General features: G+C 40.1%; 17 protein-coding genes. 4 read left to right on the top strand and 13 right to left on the bottom strand.

The features are described 5' to 3' along the window. Window positions 1-27: 27 nt before the first annotated feature. The 8 genes from fliJ to ACJJVX_RS09480 form a co-directional block, all read right to left on the bottom strand. The gene (fliJ, locus tag ACJJVX_RS09515; protein ID WP_054203311.1) at window positions 28-474 is read right to left on the bottom strand and encodes a flagellar export protein FliJ; all 447 of its coding nucleotides are present in this window, start codon (window positions 472-474) and stop codon (window positions 28-30) included. Beyond that, complete coding sequence (gene fliI, locus ACJJVX_RS09510) at window positions 474-1,808, bottom strand: flagellar protein export ATPase FliI (protein WP_054203312.1); 1,335 nt, start codon at window positions 1,806-1,808, stop codon at window positions 474-476. The genes fliJ and fliI overlap by 1 nt, the downstream gene beginning before the upstream one ends. An 18-nt stretch (window positions 1,809-1,826) precedes the next feature. Next, the gene (fliH, locus tag ACJJVX_RS09505) at window positions 1,827-2,645 is read right to left on the bottom strand and encodes a flagellar assembly protein FliH (RefSeq protein ID WP_054453884.1); all 819 of its coding nucleotides are present in this window, start codon (window positions 2,643-2,645) and stop codon (window positions 1,827-1,829) included. Window positions 2,646-2,648: 3 nt separating this feature from the next. Continuing rightward, window positions 2,649-3,695 (bottom strand): flagellar motor switch protein FliG, encoded by a 1,047-nt coding sequence (gene fliG / locus ACJJVX_RS09500; RefSeq protein WP_054203314.1) that lies wholly within the window; start codon window positions 3,693-3,695, stop codon window positions 2,649-2,651. Continuing rightward, the gene (fliF, locus tag ACJJVX_RS09495) at window positions 3,688-5,403 is read right to left on the bottom strand and encodes a flagellar basal-body MS-ring/collar protein FliF (RefSeq protein WP_054203315.1); all 1,716 of its coding nucleotides are present in this window, start codon (window positions 5,401-5,403) and stop codon (window positions 3,688-3,690) included. Before fliF ends, fliG begins: the two co-directional genes overlap by 8 nt. 20 nt (window positions 5,404-5,423) lie before the next feature. After that, window positions 5,424-5,756, bottom strand: coding sequence for a flagellar hook-basal body complex protein FliE (fliE, locus tag ACJJVX_RS09490; protein ID WP_054203316.1), 333 nt, complete (start codon window positions 5,754-5,756; stop codon window positions 5,424-5,426). Between the two features lie 155 nt (window positions 5,757-5,911). Then, complete coding sequence (locus ACJJVX_RS09485) at window positions 5,912-7,357, bottom strand: sigma-54 dependent transcriptional regulator (protein ID WP_054203317.1); 1,446 nt, start codon at window positions 7,355-7,357, stop codon at window positions 5,912-5,914. Next, complete coding sequence (locus ACJJVX_RS09480) at window positions 7,354-8,466, bottom strand: PAS domain-containing sensor histidine kinase (RefSeq protein ID WP_054203318.1); 1,113 nt, start codon at window positions 8,464-8,466, stop codon at window positions 7,354-7,356. The genes ACJJVX_RS09485 and ACJJVX_RS09480 overlap by 4 nt, the downstream gene beginning before the upstream one ends. Before the next feature lie 139 nt (window positions 8,467-8,605). On the opposite strand from ACJJVX_RS09480, the gene ACJJVX_RS09475 reads away from it, so the two are divergent. Continuing rightward, window positions 8,606-9,193 carry a DNA-3-methyladenine glycosylase I gene (locus ACJJVX_RS09475; protein WP_054203319.1) on the top strand — a complete coding sequence of 196 codons (588 nt, stop codon included), beginning with the start codon at window positions 8,606-8,608 and terminating at the stop codon, window positions 9,191-9,193. Between the two features lie 432 nt (window positions 9,194-9,625). Here ACJJVX_RS09475 and ACJJVX_RS09470 read toward each other — a convergent pair whose 3' ends face one another. Further along, complete coding sequence (locus ACJJVX_RS09470; RefSeq protein WP_054203320.1) at window positions 9,626-11,062, bottom strand: sigma-54-dependent Fis family transcriptional regulator; 1,437 nt, start codon at window positions 11,060-11,062, stop codon at window positions 9,626-9,628. A 164-nt stretch (window positions 11,063-11,226) separates the two neighbouring features. After that, window positions 11,227-12,012: a flagellin gene (locus ACJJVX_RS09465; RefSeq protein ID WP_054453880.1), complete on the bottom strand. Its 786-nt coding sequence runs from the start codon at window positions 12,010-12,012 to the stop codon at window positions 11,227-11,229. A gap of 209 nt (window positions 12,013-12,221) precedes the next feature. On the opposite strand from ACJJVX_RS09465, the gene pseB reads away from it, so the two are divergent. The 3 genes from pseB to ACJJVX_RS09450 are packed head-to-tail and all read left to right on the top strand — an operon-like array spanning window position 12,222 to window position 15,568. Next, a complete protein-coding gene (gene pseB / locus ACJJVX_RS09460; RefSeq protein WP_054203322.1) occupies window positions 12,222-13,223 on the top strand; it encodes a UDP-N-acetylglucosamine 4,6-dehydratase (inverting) in 1,002 nt (333 codons plus the stop codon). Next, on the top strand, window positions 13,220-14,374 hold the full coding sequence (pseC, locus tag ACJJVX_RS09455; protein WP_405631207.1) for a UDP-4-amino-4,6-dideoxy-N-acetyl-beta-L-altrosamine transaminase: 1,155 nt from the start codon (window positions 13,220-13,222) through the stop codon (window positions 14,372-14,374). The genes pseB and pseC overlap by 4 nt, the downstream gene beginning before the upstream one ends. A gap of 39 nt (window positions 14,375-14,413) precedes the next feature. Next, window positions 14,414-15,568 carry a Gfo/Idh/MocA family protein gene (locus ACJJVX_RS09450; protein WP_405631205.1) on the top strand — a complete coding sequence of 385 codons (1,155 nt, stop codon included), beginning with the start codon at window positions 14,414-14,416 and terminating at the stop codon, window positions 15,566-15,568. Between the two features lie 2 nt (window positions 15,569-15,570). On the opposite strand, the gene ACJJVX_RS09445 is transcribed toward ACJJVX_RS09450, so the two are convergent. From ACJJVX_RS09445 to ACJJVX_RS09435, 3 genes are read right to left on the bottom strand one after another with little or no spacing between them, the layout of a single operon-like run. Next, entirely contained in the window at window positions 15,571-17,097 is a 1,527-nt protein-coding gene (locus ACJJVX_RS09445; RefSeq protein ID WP_405631204.1) for a class I adenylate-forming enzyme family protein, read from the bottom strand. Then, window positions 17,090-18,676 carry a UDP-2,4-diacetamido-2,4,6-trideoxy-beta-L-altropyranose hydrolase gene (gene pseG, locus ACJJVX_RS09440; RefSeq protein ID WP_054203325.1) on the bottom strand — a complete coding sequence of 529 codons (1,587 nt, stop codon included), beginning with the start codon at window positions 18,674-18,676 and terminating at the stop codon, window positions 17,090-17,092. The genes ACJJVX_RS09445 and pseG overlap by 8 nt, the downstream gene beginning before the upstream one ends. After that, window positions 18,673-18,921 (bottom strand): hypothetical protein, encoded by a 249-nt coding sequence (locus tag ACJJVX_RS09435; RefSeq protein ID WP_054203326.1) that lies wholly within the window; start codon window positions 18,919-18,921, stop codon window positions 18,673-18,675. The genes pseG and ACJJVX_RS09435 overlap by 4 nt, the downstream gene beginning before the upstream one ends.

Raw genomic sequence — 18,921 nt, 5'->3', positions numbered from 1 at the left:
AACTTAGCCTCACTATTACTGCACTCGTTATAAAGCGCGGCGCCTTTGATAAAATTGATTTGACGAAAATTCATCTAACATTTTCTGTTCATTTTTTTGAGCAATAACATTTGCTTTAAGTTGCTGTTTTTCTATTAATTTAGCTACTGCCTTAGCTTTAATTTGTTGCTTTAACCATAGGCTTTGTCGCTGTGATACAACTTGTTTTGCTGTATTTACAGTATTTGCTTGTTGGCGTATTGCTTCTTCTATTTTTGCGATAAAGGCATGATACTGACTAAAACCAGCACTGCTTAAACCTGACTGACCTTTTAAGTGAAGTTGTTGCGTATACTCCAACCGAAAGTCATTCAAACCTTGCAGCTTTTGTTGATTACTTTGCAGATGTTGCTGCGCCTGCAGATAATTCATCCTTAGTGATTCTTCTTTCTCAGTTTCTAGTCTAAGCACTAAATCAAGTTTATTTTTCGTCATTATGCTTGTCCTAATAATTGAGCCAGCCCTTGCAGACCTTCGTCATAGCTGATCACATCTTTCATGCCTTGTTGCAAAAAAGCGTTTACTCTTGGCATCATATTAATAGCTTGATCGAGCATCTGGTCCGTACCTTTTTGATATGCTCCTAAAGTGATCATATCTTTATTCTGTTGATACATAGAATAAACTTGTTTAAGTACTCGAGCTTGCTGCATGTGTGGCTCAGACACAACTTGTGGCATCACCCGTGAAATCGATTTTTCAATATCAATGGCAGGATAATGCCCACTGTCAGCGAGCTCTCGCGATAGTACGATATGCCCATCTAAAATCGCGCGCGCAGCATCCGCAATAGGATCTTGCATATCATCGCCTTCACTCAGCACAGTAAAAAATGCAGTGATAGAACCCTGCCCTTCGCCACCATTACCAGCGCGCTCAACCAAGGCAGGTAGTTTCGCAAATACTGATGGTGGGTAACCCTTTGTGGCAGGCGGCTCACCAACCGCTAACGCTATTTCACGCTGAGCCATTGCATAACGCGTAACAGAATCAAGTAATAGCAAAACATTTAACCCTTGGTCGCGAAAATACTCCGCGATTGTGACGGCACTTTCGCACCCTTTTAGACGCATTAAAGGTGACGAGTCGGCTGGCGCTGCAACCACAACTGAGCGCTTTCGTCCCTCGACGCCTAAAATTTCCTCAATAAATTCTTTAACTTCTCGTCCACGCTCACCAACTAAACCAACCACAATCACATCAGCCTCAGACCCTCTGGTCATCATCCCTAGTAATACTGATTTACCGACACCAGAACCTGCAAACAAGCCCATTCGCTGGCCTTGCCCTACTGTAATAATTGAATTTATGGCACGCACCCCCACATCCATCGGTTGACTGATAGGTCTGCGAGATAAAGGGTTTATCGAATTTTGTGCAAATTTAAGATGATGTTCAGCATTGATCGGACCAAGTCCATCTAATGGGCGGCCTAATCCATCGACAACTCGACCAAGTAGACACATTCCAACTGGAAGTCCGGTTTCATTAACTTGAGGTATTACTCGTGCGCCAGGTAACACCCCTGAGATGTGATCATTAGGCATGAGATACAATGTTTGGTCGTTAAAACCCACAATTTCTGCATCAACAAAACCATGCATGGTTTCAATTTTACACTGGCTACCTACTGGCGCGCGCAAGCCTTTTGCTTCTAAAGTTAAACCAACAACACGCGTTAAAATACCTGCGACCGCAGGGACTGGTACGTGAATATGCTTTTGATATTTTTGTAAACGTTCACTTAAAGGGCGCGATTGACTACTCATAGCAAGCCAGTAATATACTTAGATACCACTACTATGCAAAAAGCTATCCAACGTTTCTTTGACGCGGGTTTTGACTGTCATATCAATTGATGATTGTGCTGTTTTAACTTGGCAACCACCACGTTCTAAAGTGGGCTCTGGTATTAGTTGCCAACCACTCACTGCCAATGCCTCTTCTGTGTAACTATTTTTAATAAGCTCTATGTCTTCTGGGTTTAAATGAATACGTATATTCGGTTGCTCTGTACCCAGTGCATCTATGCATTGCTTTAAACTATGAAGAACAATATCTGGTGACGTTTTTATTTCTTGATAAATAAGCGCTTGTGCAAGCATTACTGCTAGTTGCACAAGCTGTTTTTCAGCTGCGTCATCTACTTTAGCTAATGGTTCACTCAAACTATCTAGTAGACTTCGCAAGCTTGTTAATTGCTCTTCAATTAATGGCTTTACTTCCTCTTGACCTTGAGTTTTACCTAACTCTACGCCTTCTTTGTAACCTGCTTCTTTTCCTTCACCGACGCCTTTCTCAAAACCATCAATATAGCCTTGCTCATGACCTTGTTTTAAACCTTCTTCGTAAGCGTCTTGGCGAATACGCTCTAATTCTGCCATCGTTAACGAAGGGAGTTCAGGCTCTTCAGGTTCAACCTCTGGCTCACTCCTTTGTTGCTCTTTACGATACAGATCAGCAAGCGGTGTACCAAAAGCAGTTGAACGTCCATCATATTTACGCGTATCTTGCGTTACATCTGGAATTGGCCAATTTTCTAATAATTCATCAACCGCTTCTCTTGCATGAAGCGGACGACCTTGATTTGAGCGTGAGTTACTCATCGTTTATAGGAACTCCTCGCCACCGCCACCGCCGAGCATGATTTCACCTGAATCAGCCAAACGTCGCGCAGTTGATAATATTTCTTTTTGTGCCGCTTCAACTTCACTTATTCGCACAGGTGCCATCGCTTCTAAATCATCAGCCAGCATTTCTGCCGCACGTTTAGACATGTTACCCAAAATTTTCTCTTTCAGTCCTTCATCTGTGCCTTTAATTGCTTTCATCAATACGTCTTGCTGCACTTCTCGAAGAATGGCTTGGATACCACGATCCTCAACTTCCATTAGATTTTCAAACACAAACATAAGATCTTGGATTTGTTGTGACATTTCTTCATCATGCTCACGTATTGAGTCCATTAACTGACCTTCAACATTCGTATCAAGGTAGTTCATAATATCAGCGGCTGCTTTCAAGCCACCCATTTTCGCAGCTTGCGCGCCAGCTTGACCAGCAAATTGTTTCTCCATAATTTCATTCAATTCTTGCAATGCAGCTGGTTGAACTTCTTCAAGATTAGCAATACGCATGGTTAAATCTAAACGCACCTTTTCAGGGAATTGCGCTAATATCTCAGCCGATTGTTCTGGTTCTAAATACGATAAAACAATGGTTTGAATTTGCGGGTGCTCATTGCGGATAATATTGGCAACTTGCTTAGAGTCCATCCACTTAAGAGAGTCAAGGCCTTTAGCGCCGGATCCCATGACAATCTGGTCAATAAGGCTTGCCGCTTTATCTTCACCTAAGGCTGCTGTTAATGCTTTTTTAATAAAGTCTTCTGATTGGAAGCCTATCGTGCTAAAGCTTTGGATTTGCTCTATAAACAAGTTATGTACTGCGCTGATTTTAGCTTGCGATAGGTCATCTACCGCAGCCATTGCCATACCCACCTTTTGAACTTGCTTAGGTTCAAGATGTTTTAATATTTGCGCAGCATCTTCTTCAGATAAACTCAGCAATAAGATTGCGGCTTTATCTACACCGTCTAATTTATCAACATCAAACGCTGTTGGTAGTTGTTTTTGTTCTTGGTCTTGATCAGTCATCTTCTGTTAACCACGCTTTCACAACTTGTGAGGAGAGTTCAGGTTCATTAGCTACAAGGGCACGTACAGCTTTGAGCAAGTCCTCGTCGCCATGTAGGTCTGGTAACTGTAGTGTACCATCACTTGAGAAGCCAACCGAAGCAGAATCAAAATCTTTATTTAGCATATCCAGCGTATTGTCTCCAATATCTACACCTGAACTAAGTGCGTCATCATCATACTCTTCAAGCGTATCATCTGGGTAGATTAAGCGTTTAAGCATTGGTTTAACAACGGCCATTATAAGCACAACAATGACTAAGAAACCGAGCACTAAACGAACGATCTTCATAAACCAGCTTTGCTCCCAAATTGGTACTTCAATCGCTAACCCCATTTCCTCTCGAACAAAAGGAACGGTCACAACTTCAAGCGCATCACCTCGTTGTAAATCAAAACCTACACCACCTTGCAATAAACGACGAATATTTGACAGCGCTTCGATTGAGCGAGGCACCATGGTCGTTTCACCATTTTCCCCTGCTGTTGCTAAGTAATCTACCGCAACAGAAACACTGATACGACGTATCACACCTGTTTGCTGACGTTTATGAGAAATTGTGGTATCTAATTCGTAATTTCTTGTTGCTTCTTTATGACTACGACTTGGTGAAGTGCCTGAGCCAGCTCCGCCTTGACCTGCTACTTCTGGTATGTCTGAATTTGCAGGAGGTTGGTTTGACAAAGCACCAGGTATGCCGATTGCAAGACCACCGATGTTACTTTCTTCAAATGTTGTTTCACTTCTCACTGCCGGTAAATCAGGATTATAACGTTTTTGGGTTTCTTCAATTGAACTGAAATCCATGCTTAAATCTACTTGCGCAGTATAATTGCCCAAGCCCAGTACCGGAATTAGAATGCTATCAATTTTTTCGAGGTATTCCTGCTCACGTTTGCGCTCTACTTCATATTCTTTACGTGAGCGTGACGCAAGTGAACTTTGTGAACCAGAATTTAATAATCGACCATTTTGATCTGTAACTGTAACTCGTGCAGGTTCCAAGCCTTGAACCGCTGACCCTATAATATCAACAATAGAATCAACTTCTTCACTACTAAGCATACGTCCACGCTTAAGTGTTAGCACAACGGTTGCTGATGGTTTTTTCTCACGACGAGCAAACACATTTTCTTTTGGGATGGCTAGTAATACTTTGGCGCGGGTAACATTTTTTAGTTCTTCAATAGTTCGTGCAAGCTGTTGCTCACGACCGTGCTTTAAACGTTCACGCTCTAAACGTTGGCTTACACCAAAACCCATATCTTGCATGATAATATCAGTACCAGAATTTGGGGATTGCTCTAACCCTTCTCGAGTCATTAATAATTTAATGCTTTGATATTCGCCTTCTTCAACAGAAATAACGTTACCATCGAGCTGATATTCAATTTTTTGTGCATCTAAAAAGTCGAGAGTTTGGATAAGCTCTTCTGTTGGCATTTTTCCAAGTGGTCGCATATCTGGTTGTTTTGCCCAAATAATCACAAAAATTGCAATCGCAAGACAAATAGCTAAAGCAATCAGCAGTGTTGCTTGACGTAATATATCAACACCATTAAGAGCACTTAAATAGCCTGACTTTTGTTCTTGTTGCTCTTCACTATCGTTTTGGTCGATACCGCCACCAGCTAAAGCAAGATCTGTTGATTGATTAGATTGCGCCACAATAATTCTCCACTACCTAGTTAAACAGGCATGTTCATGATTTCTTTGTAAGACTCTACAAGCTTATTACGAACCTGAACGGTCGCTTCAAAAGCGACAGATGATTTCTGTGATGCGATCATCACTTCAGCTAACGAAACACTGCGGTCCCCCATTTCTAAGGCCGTCACCTTTTGTTTCGCTTCTTTTTGATGGCCATCGACCGTATTTAACGCGCTAGTAAGTAAATCACCAAATTGTGCTGATGACGTTGGTTGCGCTTCAGTTGGTATGTTATTTACTTGATTACCACGGCTTGTTTCAAGAGCCATGGATTGCATTTCTTGGAATAATGCACTGTTTTCAATTTTCATAATGATCTCTGACGATACAATTTACTTATAACTAGATAAAGCACAAAACGTGCCACAAAATAGTCATTTAAATACAGTTAGTTACAGTTTAATTTAACTTGTCAGAGTTTTGACGGAAGAACGCTCAGTGAGCACTGAGCGTATATTTATAAAAGTTAGGCTGGTAATGCAATACCTAAGTCACGCATTTGCGCCAATTTATAGCGTAATGTTCGCGGACTGATCCCTAAAGTCTCAGCAACATCTTTTCGCTTACCTTGACAGCGAGAAAGCGTTTCTAAAATAATGCGATGTTCTTTATCTTTTAATTCATCTTTGTAGCTGCCAGAGTCCGTACTAAGCAATGGCTCACTGTGTGTTGCTTTTGCTTTAATTGTCGGCACTTGTACGTCGTAATACGCTTCATTACTCAATGAGCTTGCTGTGTCAGCAGGTAATGGATTGCTAGCTAAAGCGGTGGTTAATGGAGCCGTTGTTAGATTTTCGATAAAAATAGCATTTTCATCGATCACATCACCGTGGCGCAGTATTAATGCGCGCTGGATCACATTATCAAGCTCACGCACATTACCAGGCCAAGCATGTGATAATAATTTATCCTGCGCTGATAGACTAAGTTGTGCCATTGGCTCTTTGCTTTTACTAATATGACGCTCAATTAAATGCTTTGCCAATATAATAATATCACCAGGGCGCTGACAAAGTGGGCGCCACATCAATGGAAACACATTTAAACGGTAATAAAGATCTTCTCTAAATTGATGCTCACTTACGGCCTCTTTTAGGTCACGGTTACTAGTGGCTAATACTCTAACATCCAATTTAATCGTTTTTCGACCACCTAAACGTTCAACTTCACGCTCTTGCAGTACACGTAGTAGCTTAGCTTGCAGGCTTAAATCCATTTCGGTGATTTCATCAAGTAAAATCGTACCACCTTGTGCTTGCTCAAATTTCCCAGGGCAAGCTTGGATTGCACCTGTAAATGCGCCTTTTTCATAACCAAATAAGGTCGCTTCAAGCATATTCTCTGGGATCGCAGCGCAATTTATTGCGACAAAAGGCTGATCTGCACGATCTGATTTATCATGAATAAACCGTGCTAATACTTCTTTACCTGAGCCACTTGGGCCTAACACCATTACACTGGCATCAGATTTAGCAACTTTACAAGCAAGCTCTAATAATTGAATACTGCTCGGATCTGCGACAATTGGGCCATCCGTTTCTTTTTCTGGTTCTGGTAAATAGCGGCTCACCATATTGAGTAACACTTCTGGCGCAAATGGCTTAGCCATATAATCAATCGCACCTAAACGCATTGCCTCAACCGCATCATCGATTGTTGCATATGCTGTCATCATCAATACTGGTAAATCAGGGTGATTTAAATTAATGCTCCGCAATAAATCAAGACCACTCATCGCCCCCATTTGCACATCACTTACGACTAAAGAAAAGCTATCTTTTTTCAATAAAACCATTGCTTGTTCAGCGCTATCAGCCGCAACACAATCAATTCCTGACATTTCTAACGTGTCGATCAAAGCCTCTCGAAGCCCTGCATCATCTTCTACAACTAAAATCGTATTGTTACTCATATGACCTCCACTGACTTTGATTCTGCACAAATAGGCAGCAGCAAGCTAAAGCAAGCACCGCCCTGTGTATTATTAGCAACATCAACTCGCCCTTGGTGAGCAATTGTCACTGAGCTAACCACTGCTAAGCCCAACCCTGTGCCTTGGCTTTTAGTGGTATAAAATGGTTCAAATAACTTATCAGCTTGCGTTAAATCAATACCGGGACCATTATCATTAACACTGATCCGAACAAACTCAGGCTCATCTTCATCACGTTGCGCACTTACGTAAACTTTCGCGCCAGCACCAATAACTTGGATACTATTATGAACAAGGTTTTGAATAGCACTCGCCAACGCCGTTTTATTACCGACAATTTCAACATCAGGATCCGGTAGGCTAACCTCAAGTTCGCAATTGTTTAGTGCAACCATCGCATCAGCACCCATTTTCACTTCTGTTAATAGCTGCTGCATAGACACCTGCTCTACCACTTGCTGATCGCCGCTTTTTGCAAATAACAGCATATCGTTCACCTGCGTTTCGAGATCTTTTAACCGTGACATTAATTTTGTATGAAAACTGCCTCGAGAGCTTTCAGGTAAACGCTTGGATCCTAAATTAGCGGCATATAACATAGCCGCAGATAATGGTGTACGCACTTGATGAGCTAAAGATGCCACCATTTTACCCAGTGCACTCAAACGTTGCATATGTGCAACTCGTGTTTGTAAACGACGCGTTTCAGTTAAGTCTGTCATTAAAATTAACTGTCCAGGCTCTGGTGTCAACGCCGTTATTTCTAATTTAATTAAGCGACCATCTTTGAGAGATACTTCATGACCATCATCCTGCTGAGGTCGAAAAGAGCGCTGGATCACGCTAAACCACTTTTCACCTTCAAGTGGCTCGCCAAGCATATCAATCGCTATTTGATTGGCTTTTGCGATCATGCCTCTGGCATCTAGCACCACAACTCCCGCAGGCATAGTATCAACTAAGTGGCTTAACCAGCTGGCTTGTTGACGCAGCTCACTAAGCTCACCCACATACTCTTCTTGCTGAAGGCATGGGTTATATTGGGTAGCTGTGATAAATTGTGGTTTCAAGACATTAGCTAAGGCCATAATCGATACTCTTATAAATCGTTTCTAACGAGTTAAATGCACGATTCATACCACTATTATTAATGTTTATTTTCATAATGTTAGCTTTAAATTTGCGCGACAAAAAAATGACATCGGTTTTAAAAGAAAGGATTATTCAATGAGTAAAGAAAATGTATGTCGCTGCCCTTGGCTCGATACCAGTAAAGAAGACTATGTTAAATATCACGACGATGAATGGGGCGTGCCACTTTATAATGACCAAAAACTGTTTGAGTTTATTACCCTTGAATCAGCACAAGCAGGATTAAGTTGGTATACAATTTTAAAAAAACGCAGTGGCTATCGTCGTGCTTTTTTAGATTTTGATGTAGAAAAAGTCGCGTTAATGAACGAACACGATATTGAACGATTAATGCTTGATGAAACAATTGTTCGCAACCGGCTAAAAATTGCTGCGACAATAAATAATGCAAAACGTTTTATCGAAATTCAGCAAGAGTTTGGTAGCTTTAGTCACTACCAATGGCAGTTTGTGGGTGGTAAGCCGTTAGTGAGTGATTTAGACAAACTCAGTGACTACCCCGCGATTACCGAGGCATCAACTGCGTTTGCAAAAGATTTAAAAAAACGAGGTTTTAAATTTTTAGGGCCAACCACTGTGTACGCCCATATGCAGGCCTGTGGCATGGTAAACGATCACAGTAATGACTGTTTCCGCAAAGCTGAGATTATTGAGCAATACTAGACGCTAGAGAGTATTGTCTTTGTACAAAATAGCTTTAAGCTATTGAGTAAAAAGAGTTTAAAGAAGAAAACCCTAGGGCGTGTTTTAGCGCGTTAGGTTAATTTTCAACAAGCAAGACATATGAGAAACAAATTTCCGTCTATGGGGTATATACCCAAGCCACCTCAAGATGCAGACTTCAGCGTTTCACAGGGGCTTAATATCAAGGCGTTACTTTGCAACAATGGCAGTCCCTTTTAAGAAGTAACAACGATGAGAGTAAGCGCCTGTGAAACGCCCAATGGGTTGGTTTAAAAGCGATTTATACTGCGTATTGAGGTGACTTGGGTATAGTAGGCTCAGATTTATCACGCGCTTGCTTACGGTTCGCTATGTAAAATCGCAGCTACTGAGTCGAACTTCAGTTACTAAGAAGATGAAAACTACCCCGAATTAATCTCGTGATAAGTTATATTTTTTCATCTTTTCAACTAAGGTTGTACGGCGTACCCCTAAAATTTCGGCTGCACGTGCTACCACATAATCGTAACGCTCTAAGGCTTGAGTGATCAGGCTTATTTCTAATTCTGCCAAATAATCCTTTAACTCAATTCCCTCATTGGGAAGTAAATCAACTGAAGACTGACTAACTTCAACATCAGGTTCATCATCATAATCACTAAAACCTGCGCTAAAGATATCATTAAATGCATCACGTTCCATTAATTCTTCTGGGTACTGTGGTTCGTATGCTTCTACTTCAATATAACGGTATTTGGCTGGTAAATCGGGGATATCAACGACTTTATCAGGGAACATTATGACCATACGTTCCACTAAATTTGCTAGTTCACGAATATTACCTGGCCATGCATGTTCCTTTAAGCTATCAATTGCCCGCTCTGTAAATTTAGCAGTTGTACCACTTTGTTCATTTACACGACGCATTAATTCTTTCAGTAATAATGGGATGTCATCTGCGCGCTCATTAAGCGATGGGTTTTCAATTGGAAATACATTTAAACGATAATATAAATCTTCGCGAAAGCTCCCTTGCTCAATCATCATCTCAAGGTTTCTATGCGTTGCCGCGATTACGCGAACATCAGCTTGAATTGCCTTAGTGCCACCAACCCTTTCGTAACTTCGCTCTTGTAACACACGCAAAAGCTTCACTTGCATTTGCAGCGGCATATCACCAATTTCATCTAAAAAGAGTGTTCCGCATTGAGCAAGTTCAAAACGCCCTTTACGAGCAGAAATAGCCCCCGTAAACGCCCCTTTTTCATGGCCAAACAATTCACTCTCTAATAACTCGGCAGGTATGGCACCACAATTGACTGGTACAAATGGTCCTGAGTTGCGCTTAGAAAGCAAATGTACATTACGAGCCACAACTTCTTTACCTGTGCCTGACTCACCTAATATAAGTACGTTTGCATCAGTTTTCGCCACTTGCTCAATCAAAAAACGCACATCTTTAACAGCTTCTGTTTCACCGACTAACCCATCAAAGGTTTTATGTGGTTTTGCGTGCTTATGTTCATTTGGCAGCATCCGTTGATACTGTTGGCAATCATGCAGTAATTGAGTAGTCACATCATGAGTAAACGGCTCACAGATAAGGCCGACTACATTAGCAATACTTAGTAATGGTTTAAGTGTTTCGCCAATCAATAAAAAGGGAAGTGTCGGGTACTTTTTAATTACAGCTTCATGCTCAAGGTCATTGAGTGCACCAAGAATAACCATGCACTCTTTTTTATCAAAGCTGGAACATATCTGCTCAAAATTTTGTTCATCAAGTAATTGCACCGCTTCACCAATGAAAGTAAGCGCCGCATTTAAGCCTATCGCACGATTATTATTATTATCTAAAATCAAGATCATTATTGGCGAGCCACAATTACTACAAAAAAGATTGATACATTAAATTGTAAGCGACTTTGGGAGGGATGCAAGCACTAAGCGGCAGTTTTTTGACATCAATGCCAAAAAACAGACGCCTAGTTAACTATAAGTAATACTTAATAATTACTGTTTCAATATAACGGTTATAACAAACCTAAAATAGATTCTGCAGATTGGTTTGCTTGCCCACGAAGTGCAATAGATGCTTGCGCTAAAATATCGTTAGATACCTGCTGAGAAATAGCCTGCGCATAATCGGTATCTTGAATTCGACTTTTACTCGCGGCAATATTTTCATTTTGCTCGCCCAGTCCGCGAATGGTACTTGAAAGCGTATTTTCAAATGCACCAAGCTCTGCACGCTGACTATTAATTTCATCTGCAGCTTGATCACTAATATCAATCGCAGCTTGCGCGCCAGCTTGGGTCGAAATGTCAATACCCGCAACCACGCTAGCAATACTCCCATTGCCAGGAGTTACACTTTGCGTAGTATTCGCATCTGGCCCAACTTGAAACGATACTGCCTGACCATCAAATAATGGTTTACCACCAAATGATGCATTCTCAAAGGTGTCTGTTATTTGACTTTGTAATTGCACAACTTCATCTTGTAAAGCTGCGCGATCATTATCATTCAACGCGCCACTACCTGCTTGAATAGAGAGTTCACGAATACGTGACACGGCATCATTAACTCCAGATAAATTAGATTCTGTTGCTTGTGAGTAAGAAATGCCATCATAAGCATTACTCACGGCTTGCCCATACCCATCTTGTTGGGAGGTCAAACGGTCTATAATCTGTAACGCAGCTGCGTCATCTGCCGCAGAGTTTATTTTTTTACCCGTAGCGAGTTGTTCTGCAAGCTTATTTCCAGTTTGCTGTGTTTGGTTTAAAAAACTAGTAGATGGTGATTGAATTTTCATAGCAGGCTCCGACACACTGATTGGTTAAATTATAGCTTAATTTGCCAAATTTTACACTTTGTACCATGGTTAAATTAAATTAACTTGGCATCTTGCTTGCTAACCAACTAAGTTAATAGGTAAAGTACTGAGATGTGTAATGAATTTCACTTTTGCGTATTTAACTTTTATAAACAACTACGCCAATGATAAATAACTTGGGTAACACTATGTTCGATAACAAAACAATTTTAATAACCGGTGGTACCGGATCATTCGGTAAGAAATACGTAAAAACCTTGCTCGAGCGATATAACCCTAAAAAGATTATAATTTTCTCTCGTGATGAGCTAAAACAATTTGAAATGCAACAAGAATTTAATCAACCATGTATGCGATATTTTATCGGCGATGTTCGCGATAAAGATCGCTTAAGAAGAGCCATGCGCGGTGTAAATTATGTTATTCATGCAGCAGCTCTTAAGCAAGTTCCCGCCGCTGAATACAACCCAATGGAATGCATAAAAACAAATATCAACGGCGCTGAGAATGTAATTGATGCAGCGCTGGACAACGATGTTGAAAAAGTTATTGCTCTATCTACCGATAAAGCAGCTAACCCAATTAACTTATACGGCGCCACTAAATTGGCGTCGGATAAGCTATTTGTTGCCGCCAATAATATTGCTGGCGGAAATCGCACCACATTTTCAGTTGTGCGTTACGGTAATGTTGTTTGTTCACGCGGCTCTGTTGTCCCAATTTTTCAAAAGTTTATTGAGCAAGGCCAAGATCACATCCCCATAACACATGAAGAAATGACGCGCTTTTGGATAAGCCTGCAACAAGGTGTAGATTTTGTTTTAACGAACTTTGAACGCATGTTAGGTGGAGAAATATTCGTCCCTAAAATACCGTCAATTCGCATTACCGACTTAGCTAAAGCAATGGCGCCTGACTTACCCGTTAAAATTATCGGTATTCGCCCCGGTGAAAAATTGCATGAAATTATGTGCCCATCTGATTTATGTTTTGATACCTATGAGTTTGATGATCATTTTGTGATTGCTCCTGGTATTAAATTTAGTAGCCGGTGCAATGATTTCGACACCAACGCATTAAATGAACAAGGTAAGAAAGTCGAGGTTGGGTTTGAATATAACTCTTTAAGTAACCCTCATTTCTTAACGATAGAAGAAATAGATGCTTTTAATATTCAGGCACTTATATGATCCAATACGGTAAACAATTTATCGACCAAACTGATATTGATGCGGTAGTCGATGTTTTAAAGTCAGATTGGCTCACTCAAGGCCCTAAAGTGCCAGCATTTGAAGATGCTGTTGCTAGTTATTGTAAGGCAGAGCATGGTGTAGCTGTTAATAGTGCAACATCAGCATTACACATAGCTTGTTTAGCGCTTGACGTTGGTAGTAACGATATAGTGTGGACATCCCCTATTTCATTTGTTGCTTCAGCAAACTGCGCTTTGTATTGCGGAGCTAAAATTGATTTTGTTGATATTGACTTAAACACTGGCAATATGTCAGTTTTTGAGCTTGAAAAAAAATTGCTTCTAGCAGAACAAAACAATTGCTTACCTAAGGTAGTGATCCCCGTTCATTTAGCGGGTCAATCATGCGATATGCAAGCTATTCATAAACTTGCTCTAAAATATGACTTTAAAATTGTTGAAGATGCCTCTCATGCTATAGGTGCTAAGTATTTAGATAAACCCGTAGGCTGTTGTGAGTTTTCAGATATTTGTGTATTTAGCTTTCACCCTGTAAAAATAATCACAAGTGCAGAAGGCGGCATGGCCGTCACCAATAATCAAGAGCTAGCAAAGCGCTTAAGAAAATTAAGAAGCCACGGTATCACATCTGATCCAACCGAAATGACCGAACCAAGTCATGGCCCTTGGTACTACCAACAAGTAGAACTTGGTTTTAATTACCGAATGACTGATTTGCATGCCGCATTAGGTATTAGCCAGCTAAGTAAAGTTGATGAGTTTGTTAACCAGCGCCACTTTTTAGCTCAGATATATGATACACACCTAGATCTTAATCTGATCCGCCCATTACATCAAAGTGATACCTGCTATTCCGCTTATCATTTATATATAGTTCAACTTAAAGATAGCGATATAACTCGACATAAAAACGCTATAACCCAACTTCGGGCTGCCGGGATTATTGGCCATCTGCATTATATCCCAATACATTTACAGCCTTATTATCAAGCTATGGGCTTTAGTGTTGGTGACTTCCCTAATGCTGAAAAGTATTATCAAGGTGCAATCACCCTTCCCTTGCATCCAACGTTGCAAGAACAAGAAGTACATTTTGTACTTAACACCTTACAGCAAATCTTAAATTAAAGTTTTTAACTTTTTTGACGATATAAAACATATCATTTAATGAAACATGAGGCTGCTATGCTACACACTCACCCAACGTTCAAACTCGCTTTTATCGGTGGGGGTAACACGTCTGCGGTTGGATACGTACACTTTTGTGCAGCACACATGGATCATAAGTTTCAAGTTGTTGCTGGTGCTTTTTGTCGTAACCAAGAAAACAACAAAGCGACAGGCATTCATTGGGGTATATCTTCAGATCGTGTCTACGATGATTGGAAATACATGGTCGAAGCTGAAAAAGATCACATTGATGCGTTTGTAGTGCTCACTCCAACACCTCATCATTTAGAAGTTCTACAATACCTATTTGAAAAAAAGCTTCCTGTGATCTGTGAAAAAGCCATGGTTTGCGGCCCGAAAGAAATAGCTGCACTAAGGCCATACTATGACCCTGAAAAGCAATTTTTAGCGGTAACCTTTAACTACAGTGGTTATGCTATGGTGCGGGAGTTAAAGCACCTAATTAATTCAGGAAAGTTAGGGGAAATTCAAAAAATTCATTTAGAAATGCCACAAGAAGGCTTTCGCCGACCTCCTGATATTGCCGGTAAAACGTCGCAACCGCAAGCCTGGCGCCTGCAAGACGCTGAAGTGCCTACAATATGTCTAGATTTAGGTGTACACCTTCACCACCTAAGTAGTTTTTTATTAAATGAAGAACCAAGTCACACACTCGCAGAGTTTAGTAACCACTCTCAATATGCTAATTTAGTCGATGACGTACACATGCTCGTAAAATACGCCAGTGGCATTAAAGGTAGCATGTGGATGTCAAAAACAGCTATTGGTCATCGTAATGGGTTACAAGTTAGAATTTATGGCGATATTGGCAGTGCCAAGTGGCTACAATTAAACCCTGATGAATTAGAACTTAACTTTAACGATGGTAGACGAGAAATCCTCGACCGTGCAGGTCAATGTGATTATGCTCATCAATTTAGATATAACCGAATGAAACCAGGACACCCAACTGGCTTTGTTGAAGCGTTTGCCAATTTATATAGCGATATAGCCCAAGATCTCGTGTCTTTTCAACAAGGTCAAACAAGCAGCAACTCATACGTGTTTGGTTTAGAGCATGCCGCTGATGGCTTAAAGCTATTTGCTGCCGCAAAGCGCTCAACACAAACGTTAAGTTGGGAAGATGTGTAATATTACACTTTACCCTGAAAGTATTTATGTTTGATACTTGGCTTATGAATTTTACCCATTTCAGTTTTCGGTAAAACTGCCATATCAAACAAAATCCGTGGTTGCTGATAGTCAGTTAGTTCTTTTAGTAAATGCATTTGTAATTGGGCTTTTGCATTACTAGGGGCATTTTTACTGCATACAAACGCTAATAAAATAACTTCACCAAATTTATCATCGTCCACCCCAAATGCGGCACACTCATCAACCCAAGGTAAGTAATTAGTCACTAACTCTATATCACTTGGGTAAACATTGATCCCACCTGATTTGATCACTTCTTTAGTACGACCAACATAATAAAGATAACCATCGCCATCAAGATAACCTAGATCGCCTGTGAAAAAATAACCCTCATCATCATAACTTTGGGCAGTTTGCTCTGGTAAATTATAGTACTGTGCAAATGCAGTAGGCGAGCAACAGGCAATTTCACCGATACTTCCTGTAGATAAAAGATGACGTTCAGAGTCACATATTTTTATTCTCAAATTTGGTAAAGGCTTACCTACACTATTAATCGGCACATTAGGTTGAGTTATATCAAAATCACTGATCACACCCATTTCTGATGCCCCGTAACATTCATGGAAATGGCAATTTAAGGCTGATAATAGTAGTTTTTTATCGTCACTTTCAAGGGTTGCAGAAGATGATACAACACATTTCAAGCTTGTTAATTGCGCCTTTTTTAACTCAGGAAGTAAGGCCTTTAATTGGCTTGAAACAGCGAATAAAAAACTAATTTTATGAACTTCAATCGCATCAAGCCAAGCACCTACAGAAAACTTGGGTAATATAACCACACTCGCACCCAACATTAATGGCATAAGCAATGAGCGCTGTGCTAACGAATGATATAAAGGAGTTGAAACTAACACTACATCAGTTTTATCTAATTGGTAATAATGAGCCGTTGCGTCAAACGCGCGGACAATTTTGGTCGCTTGAGTAAATACGATTGGCTTAGGTTGACCCGTTGAACCAGAGGTCATTGTAAGAATAAAAGGAGCGTTAATATCTGCAAGAAAAGAATCACAATGCTCACCAGACAATGACATTAGCGAAGCCATGTCCTTTGCCCCGTCAATATGACCGCCTAACGAAATGATTTTGTCGCTAGGCAATACATCGTTTTTTACTAGTTGATTTGCAACACTTACCCATGCAATCGCGTAACTGCAATCAGCTACCTGTAACGCTTTTGATAATGCATGCCCTTTAAGCGTCAAAGGCAATGGAGCCAATGCTACTCCCAGTTTAGCTGCCGCTAATAGGCAATAAGCAAACTCTAAATTGTTTGGACAAAATAACGCCAACTTATCACCTGATTTTATGCCAAATTGTATTAAACCTGCCGCTAAATGATCTACCTTATCAATTAACTGCTGATAACATATGGATGTATTTTGGTATACGCAGGCTATCTTATCGGGTTGGCTCACTGCATGAGATTGAACTAACTGGTAAATATTATTATTATTATGCATTTGGATCCCACATCACAAAATTAAATTGTTCATCGGCTAAAGGGAATAACTGTTGGGTTGTAGTATATTCAACAGAGTCGATAGGCGTTGACACAAACCCCATATATTTATTGAGCAAATTGACGAATTTATTATCTTTGTGGATCACGGCAAGCCAAATAGCGTTGGGATGACTGGCTTTACAAAAATCAAGCTGCCATTGAAGGGTCAACATAGCCAAATTAAAAGGCACATCATTGCGTGCTGTAAACCAACCACCATATAAATAATCATGCGAGTTTGCAGATACATACTGGTGCCATACATACATAGCAGGAATACCTATTTTCTCAACAACATACGATTTTCTTTCACTTCGAAACCACCATAAGTAATGTTCAAGCCTCGGTATATCTGCGTTAATGGTCATCTTTTGTGAATTACTTGGTAAATTCCTAGCAATTAAGTAATTATTTACATCGCTATCCTCAACCTCGCGTACTGCGTATTGCGTGGTAAGTTGGGCAATGTGGTTTGCGTCCCTTACTTGGCTACTTATGTCAGTTACGTCAAACTCCTGCGCTTGCAAAATTGCAGCAACTCTCTTTACACCTAAACCATCAACAGTAACAATTGCATTATGGCGTAGCTTTTTAATACGAGGTAAACAACAAATAAAGCCACCCAGCTGAGCGCCTAATAAACATGCTTGGGAATCTGTGAATTCATCTAGATGTAAAAAGTGCCCTAATTGCTGTAAGTGAGTTATATCATTTTCTTGATTAGCTGCGATAGAAAATGTAATTGCAGGTACTTTTAATGCAGCCAGTTCGTATAATGATGTACCCAATGCTCCAATAAATAAATCAGTATTGCGATATTCGTTTGCTATAGATAAAGGAGAACATAAAATCGTTATGTTTTTAAATTTCTCCCCAAGGCGAGTAATAACCTGTTTATTTTCAGCTTTAGGACCAACTACAAACGTAAATTGGATCTGACTATGTAGCTCATTAGGTACTGAATTAACTAATGATGCAAAAATGCTAAGATCGCCACCACCACCTAAAGAACAAAGAATATTCGTTTTATTTTTACTTTGTGAAACGTGCGTATTCAAAGTTTGGCTAAATGGGGGGGCTAATAATGAAAAGTCAGGCCCTAAAAAGTGACGAGTTTTTACTGGTGATTTTTTATCATAGCGTTTGTGGGTTAGCTCTCCCACCCACTTAGCATCGAATAAAAAATCACAATCATGATCTCTGCCTAAGTCATCAAATACCGCTAATTTTGCGCCTACACTACCAATTTGTTTTTCATATTCAATATCTAAATCGTAATGATCGAGTATTACCAAATCAGCATTTGAGGTTTTTATTACGCTTAGTAAAGTAGCAATATCTTGTTTGGACGCCGTTTTAACAAAATGTATATCATCACATATCAGCTCTTGTATAAAAGGCGCTATATCAGCTTTTTGAATATCCAAAACCAAAGTGAGGCTAGCTTGAGTATTTGACTGCAACTCAAGCAGCAACCACTTTATACGCATTAAATGGCCAATACCTAAACACGTAGAAACTCGAGCTACAATATTCATTGCTTCCTCAATAGCGTTTCAATCAAACCACCCACAGTTGCATTATTTTCATCCATGAGTTCATCAGGGCTCAGATGAATATTAGTAAGCATCTCAAGCTCCATAATCATGCTAAGAATTTCAAATGAATCAATGCTACCTGAACCAGTAAAATTAAAGTGATTAATATTTTTCTTTGAAATACTAATACCGCGTGCGATTAAAAAATCACAAAAAAAACCTTGTAATAACTCTTCATTTATCAT

Origin of the sequence: Pseudoalteromonas sp. Ld20 (assembly GCF_045064175.1) — a bacterium.
GTDB lineage: Bacteria > Pseudomonadota > Gammaproteobacteria > Enterobacterales > Alteromonadaceae > Pseudoalteromonas > Pseudoalteromonas neustonica.
The sequence above is the reverse complement of the archived record's forward strand: the minus strand, read 5'-3'. Positions and strand labels throughout refer to the sequence as shown.

Bases quoted from the DNA above. Each gene is read 5' to 3' on its own strand.
- fliI (WP_054203312.1), bottom strand. From the start codon at position 1,808: ATGAGTAGTCAATCGCGCCCTTTAAGTGAACGTTTACAAAAATATCAA.
- pseC (WP_405631207.1), top strand. From the start codon at position 13,220: ATGATCCAATACGGTAAACAATTTATCGACCAAACTGATATTGATGCG.
- ACJJVX_RS09470 (WP_054203320.1), bottom strand. From the start codon at position 11,062: ATGATCTTGATTTTAGATAATAATAATAATCGTGCGATAGGCTTAAAT.
- fliH (WP_054453884.1), bottom strand. From the start codon at position 2,645: ATGAGTAACTCACGCTCAAATCAAGGTCGTCCGCTTCATGCAAGAGAA.
- ACJJVX_RS09480 (WP_054203318.1), bottom strand. From the start codon at position 8,466: ATGGCCTTAGCTAATGTCTTGAAACCACAATTTATCACAGCTACCCAA.
- ACJJVX_RS09485 (WP_054203317.1), bottom strand. From the start codon at position 7,357: ATGAGTAACAATACGATTTTAGTTGTAGAAGATGATGCAGGGCTTCGA.
- ACJJVX_RS09465 (WP_054453880.1), bottom strand. From the start codon at position 12,012: ATGAAAATTCAATCACCATCTACTAGTTTTTTAAACCAAACACAGCAA.
- pseG (WP_054203325.1), bottom strand. From the start codon at position 18,676: ATGAATATTGTAGCTCGAGTTTCTACGTGTTTAGGTATTGGCCATTTA.
- ACJJVX_RS09450 (WP_405631205.1), top strand. From the start codon at position 14,414: ATGAAACATGAGGCTGCTATGCTACACACTCACCCAACGTTCAAACTC.
- ACJJVX_RS09475 (WP_054203319.1), top strand. From the start codon at position 8,606: ATGAGTAAAGAAAATGTATGTCGCTGCCCTTGGCTCGATACCAGTAAA.
- fliE (WP_054203316.1), bottom strand. From the start codon at position 5,756: ATGAAAATTGAAAACAGTGCATTATTCCAAGAAATGCAATCCATGGCT.
- fliG (WP_054203314.1), bottom strand. From the start codon at position 3,695: ATGACTGATCAAGACCAAGAACAAAAACAACTACCAACAGCGTTTGAT.
- pseB (WP_054203322.1), top strand. From the start codon at position 12,222: ATGTTCGATAACAAAACAATTTTAATAACCGGTGGTACCGGATCATTC.
- ACJJVX_RS09445 (WP_405631204.1), bottom strand. From the start codon at position 17,097: ATGCATAATAATAATAATATTTACCAGTTAGTTCAATCTCATGCAGTG.
- ACJJVX_RS09435 (WP_054203326.1), bottom strand. From the start codon at position 18,921: ATGATAAATGAAGAGTTATTACAAGGTTTTTTTTGTGATTTTTTAATC.
- fliJ (WP_054203311.1), bottom strand. From the start codon at position 474: ATGACGAAAAATAAACTTGATTTAGTGCTTAGACTAGAAACTGAGAAA.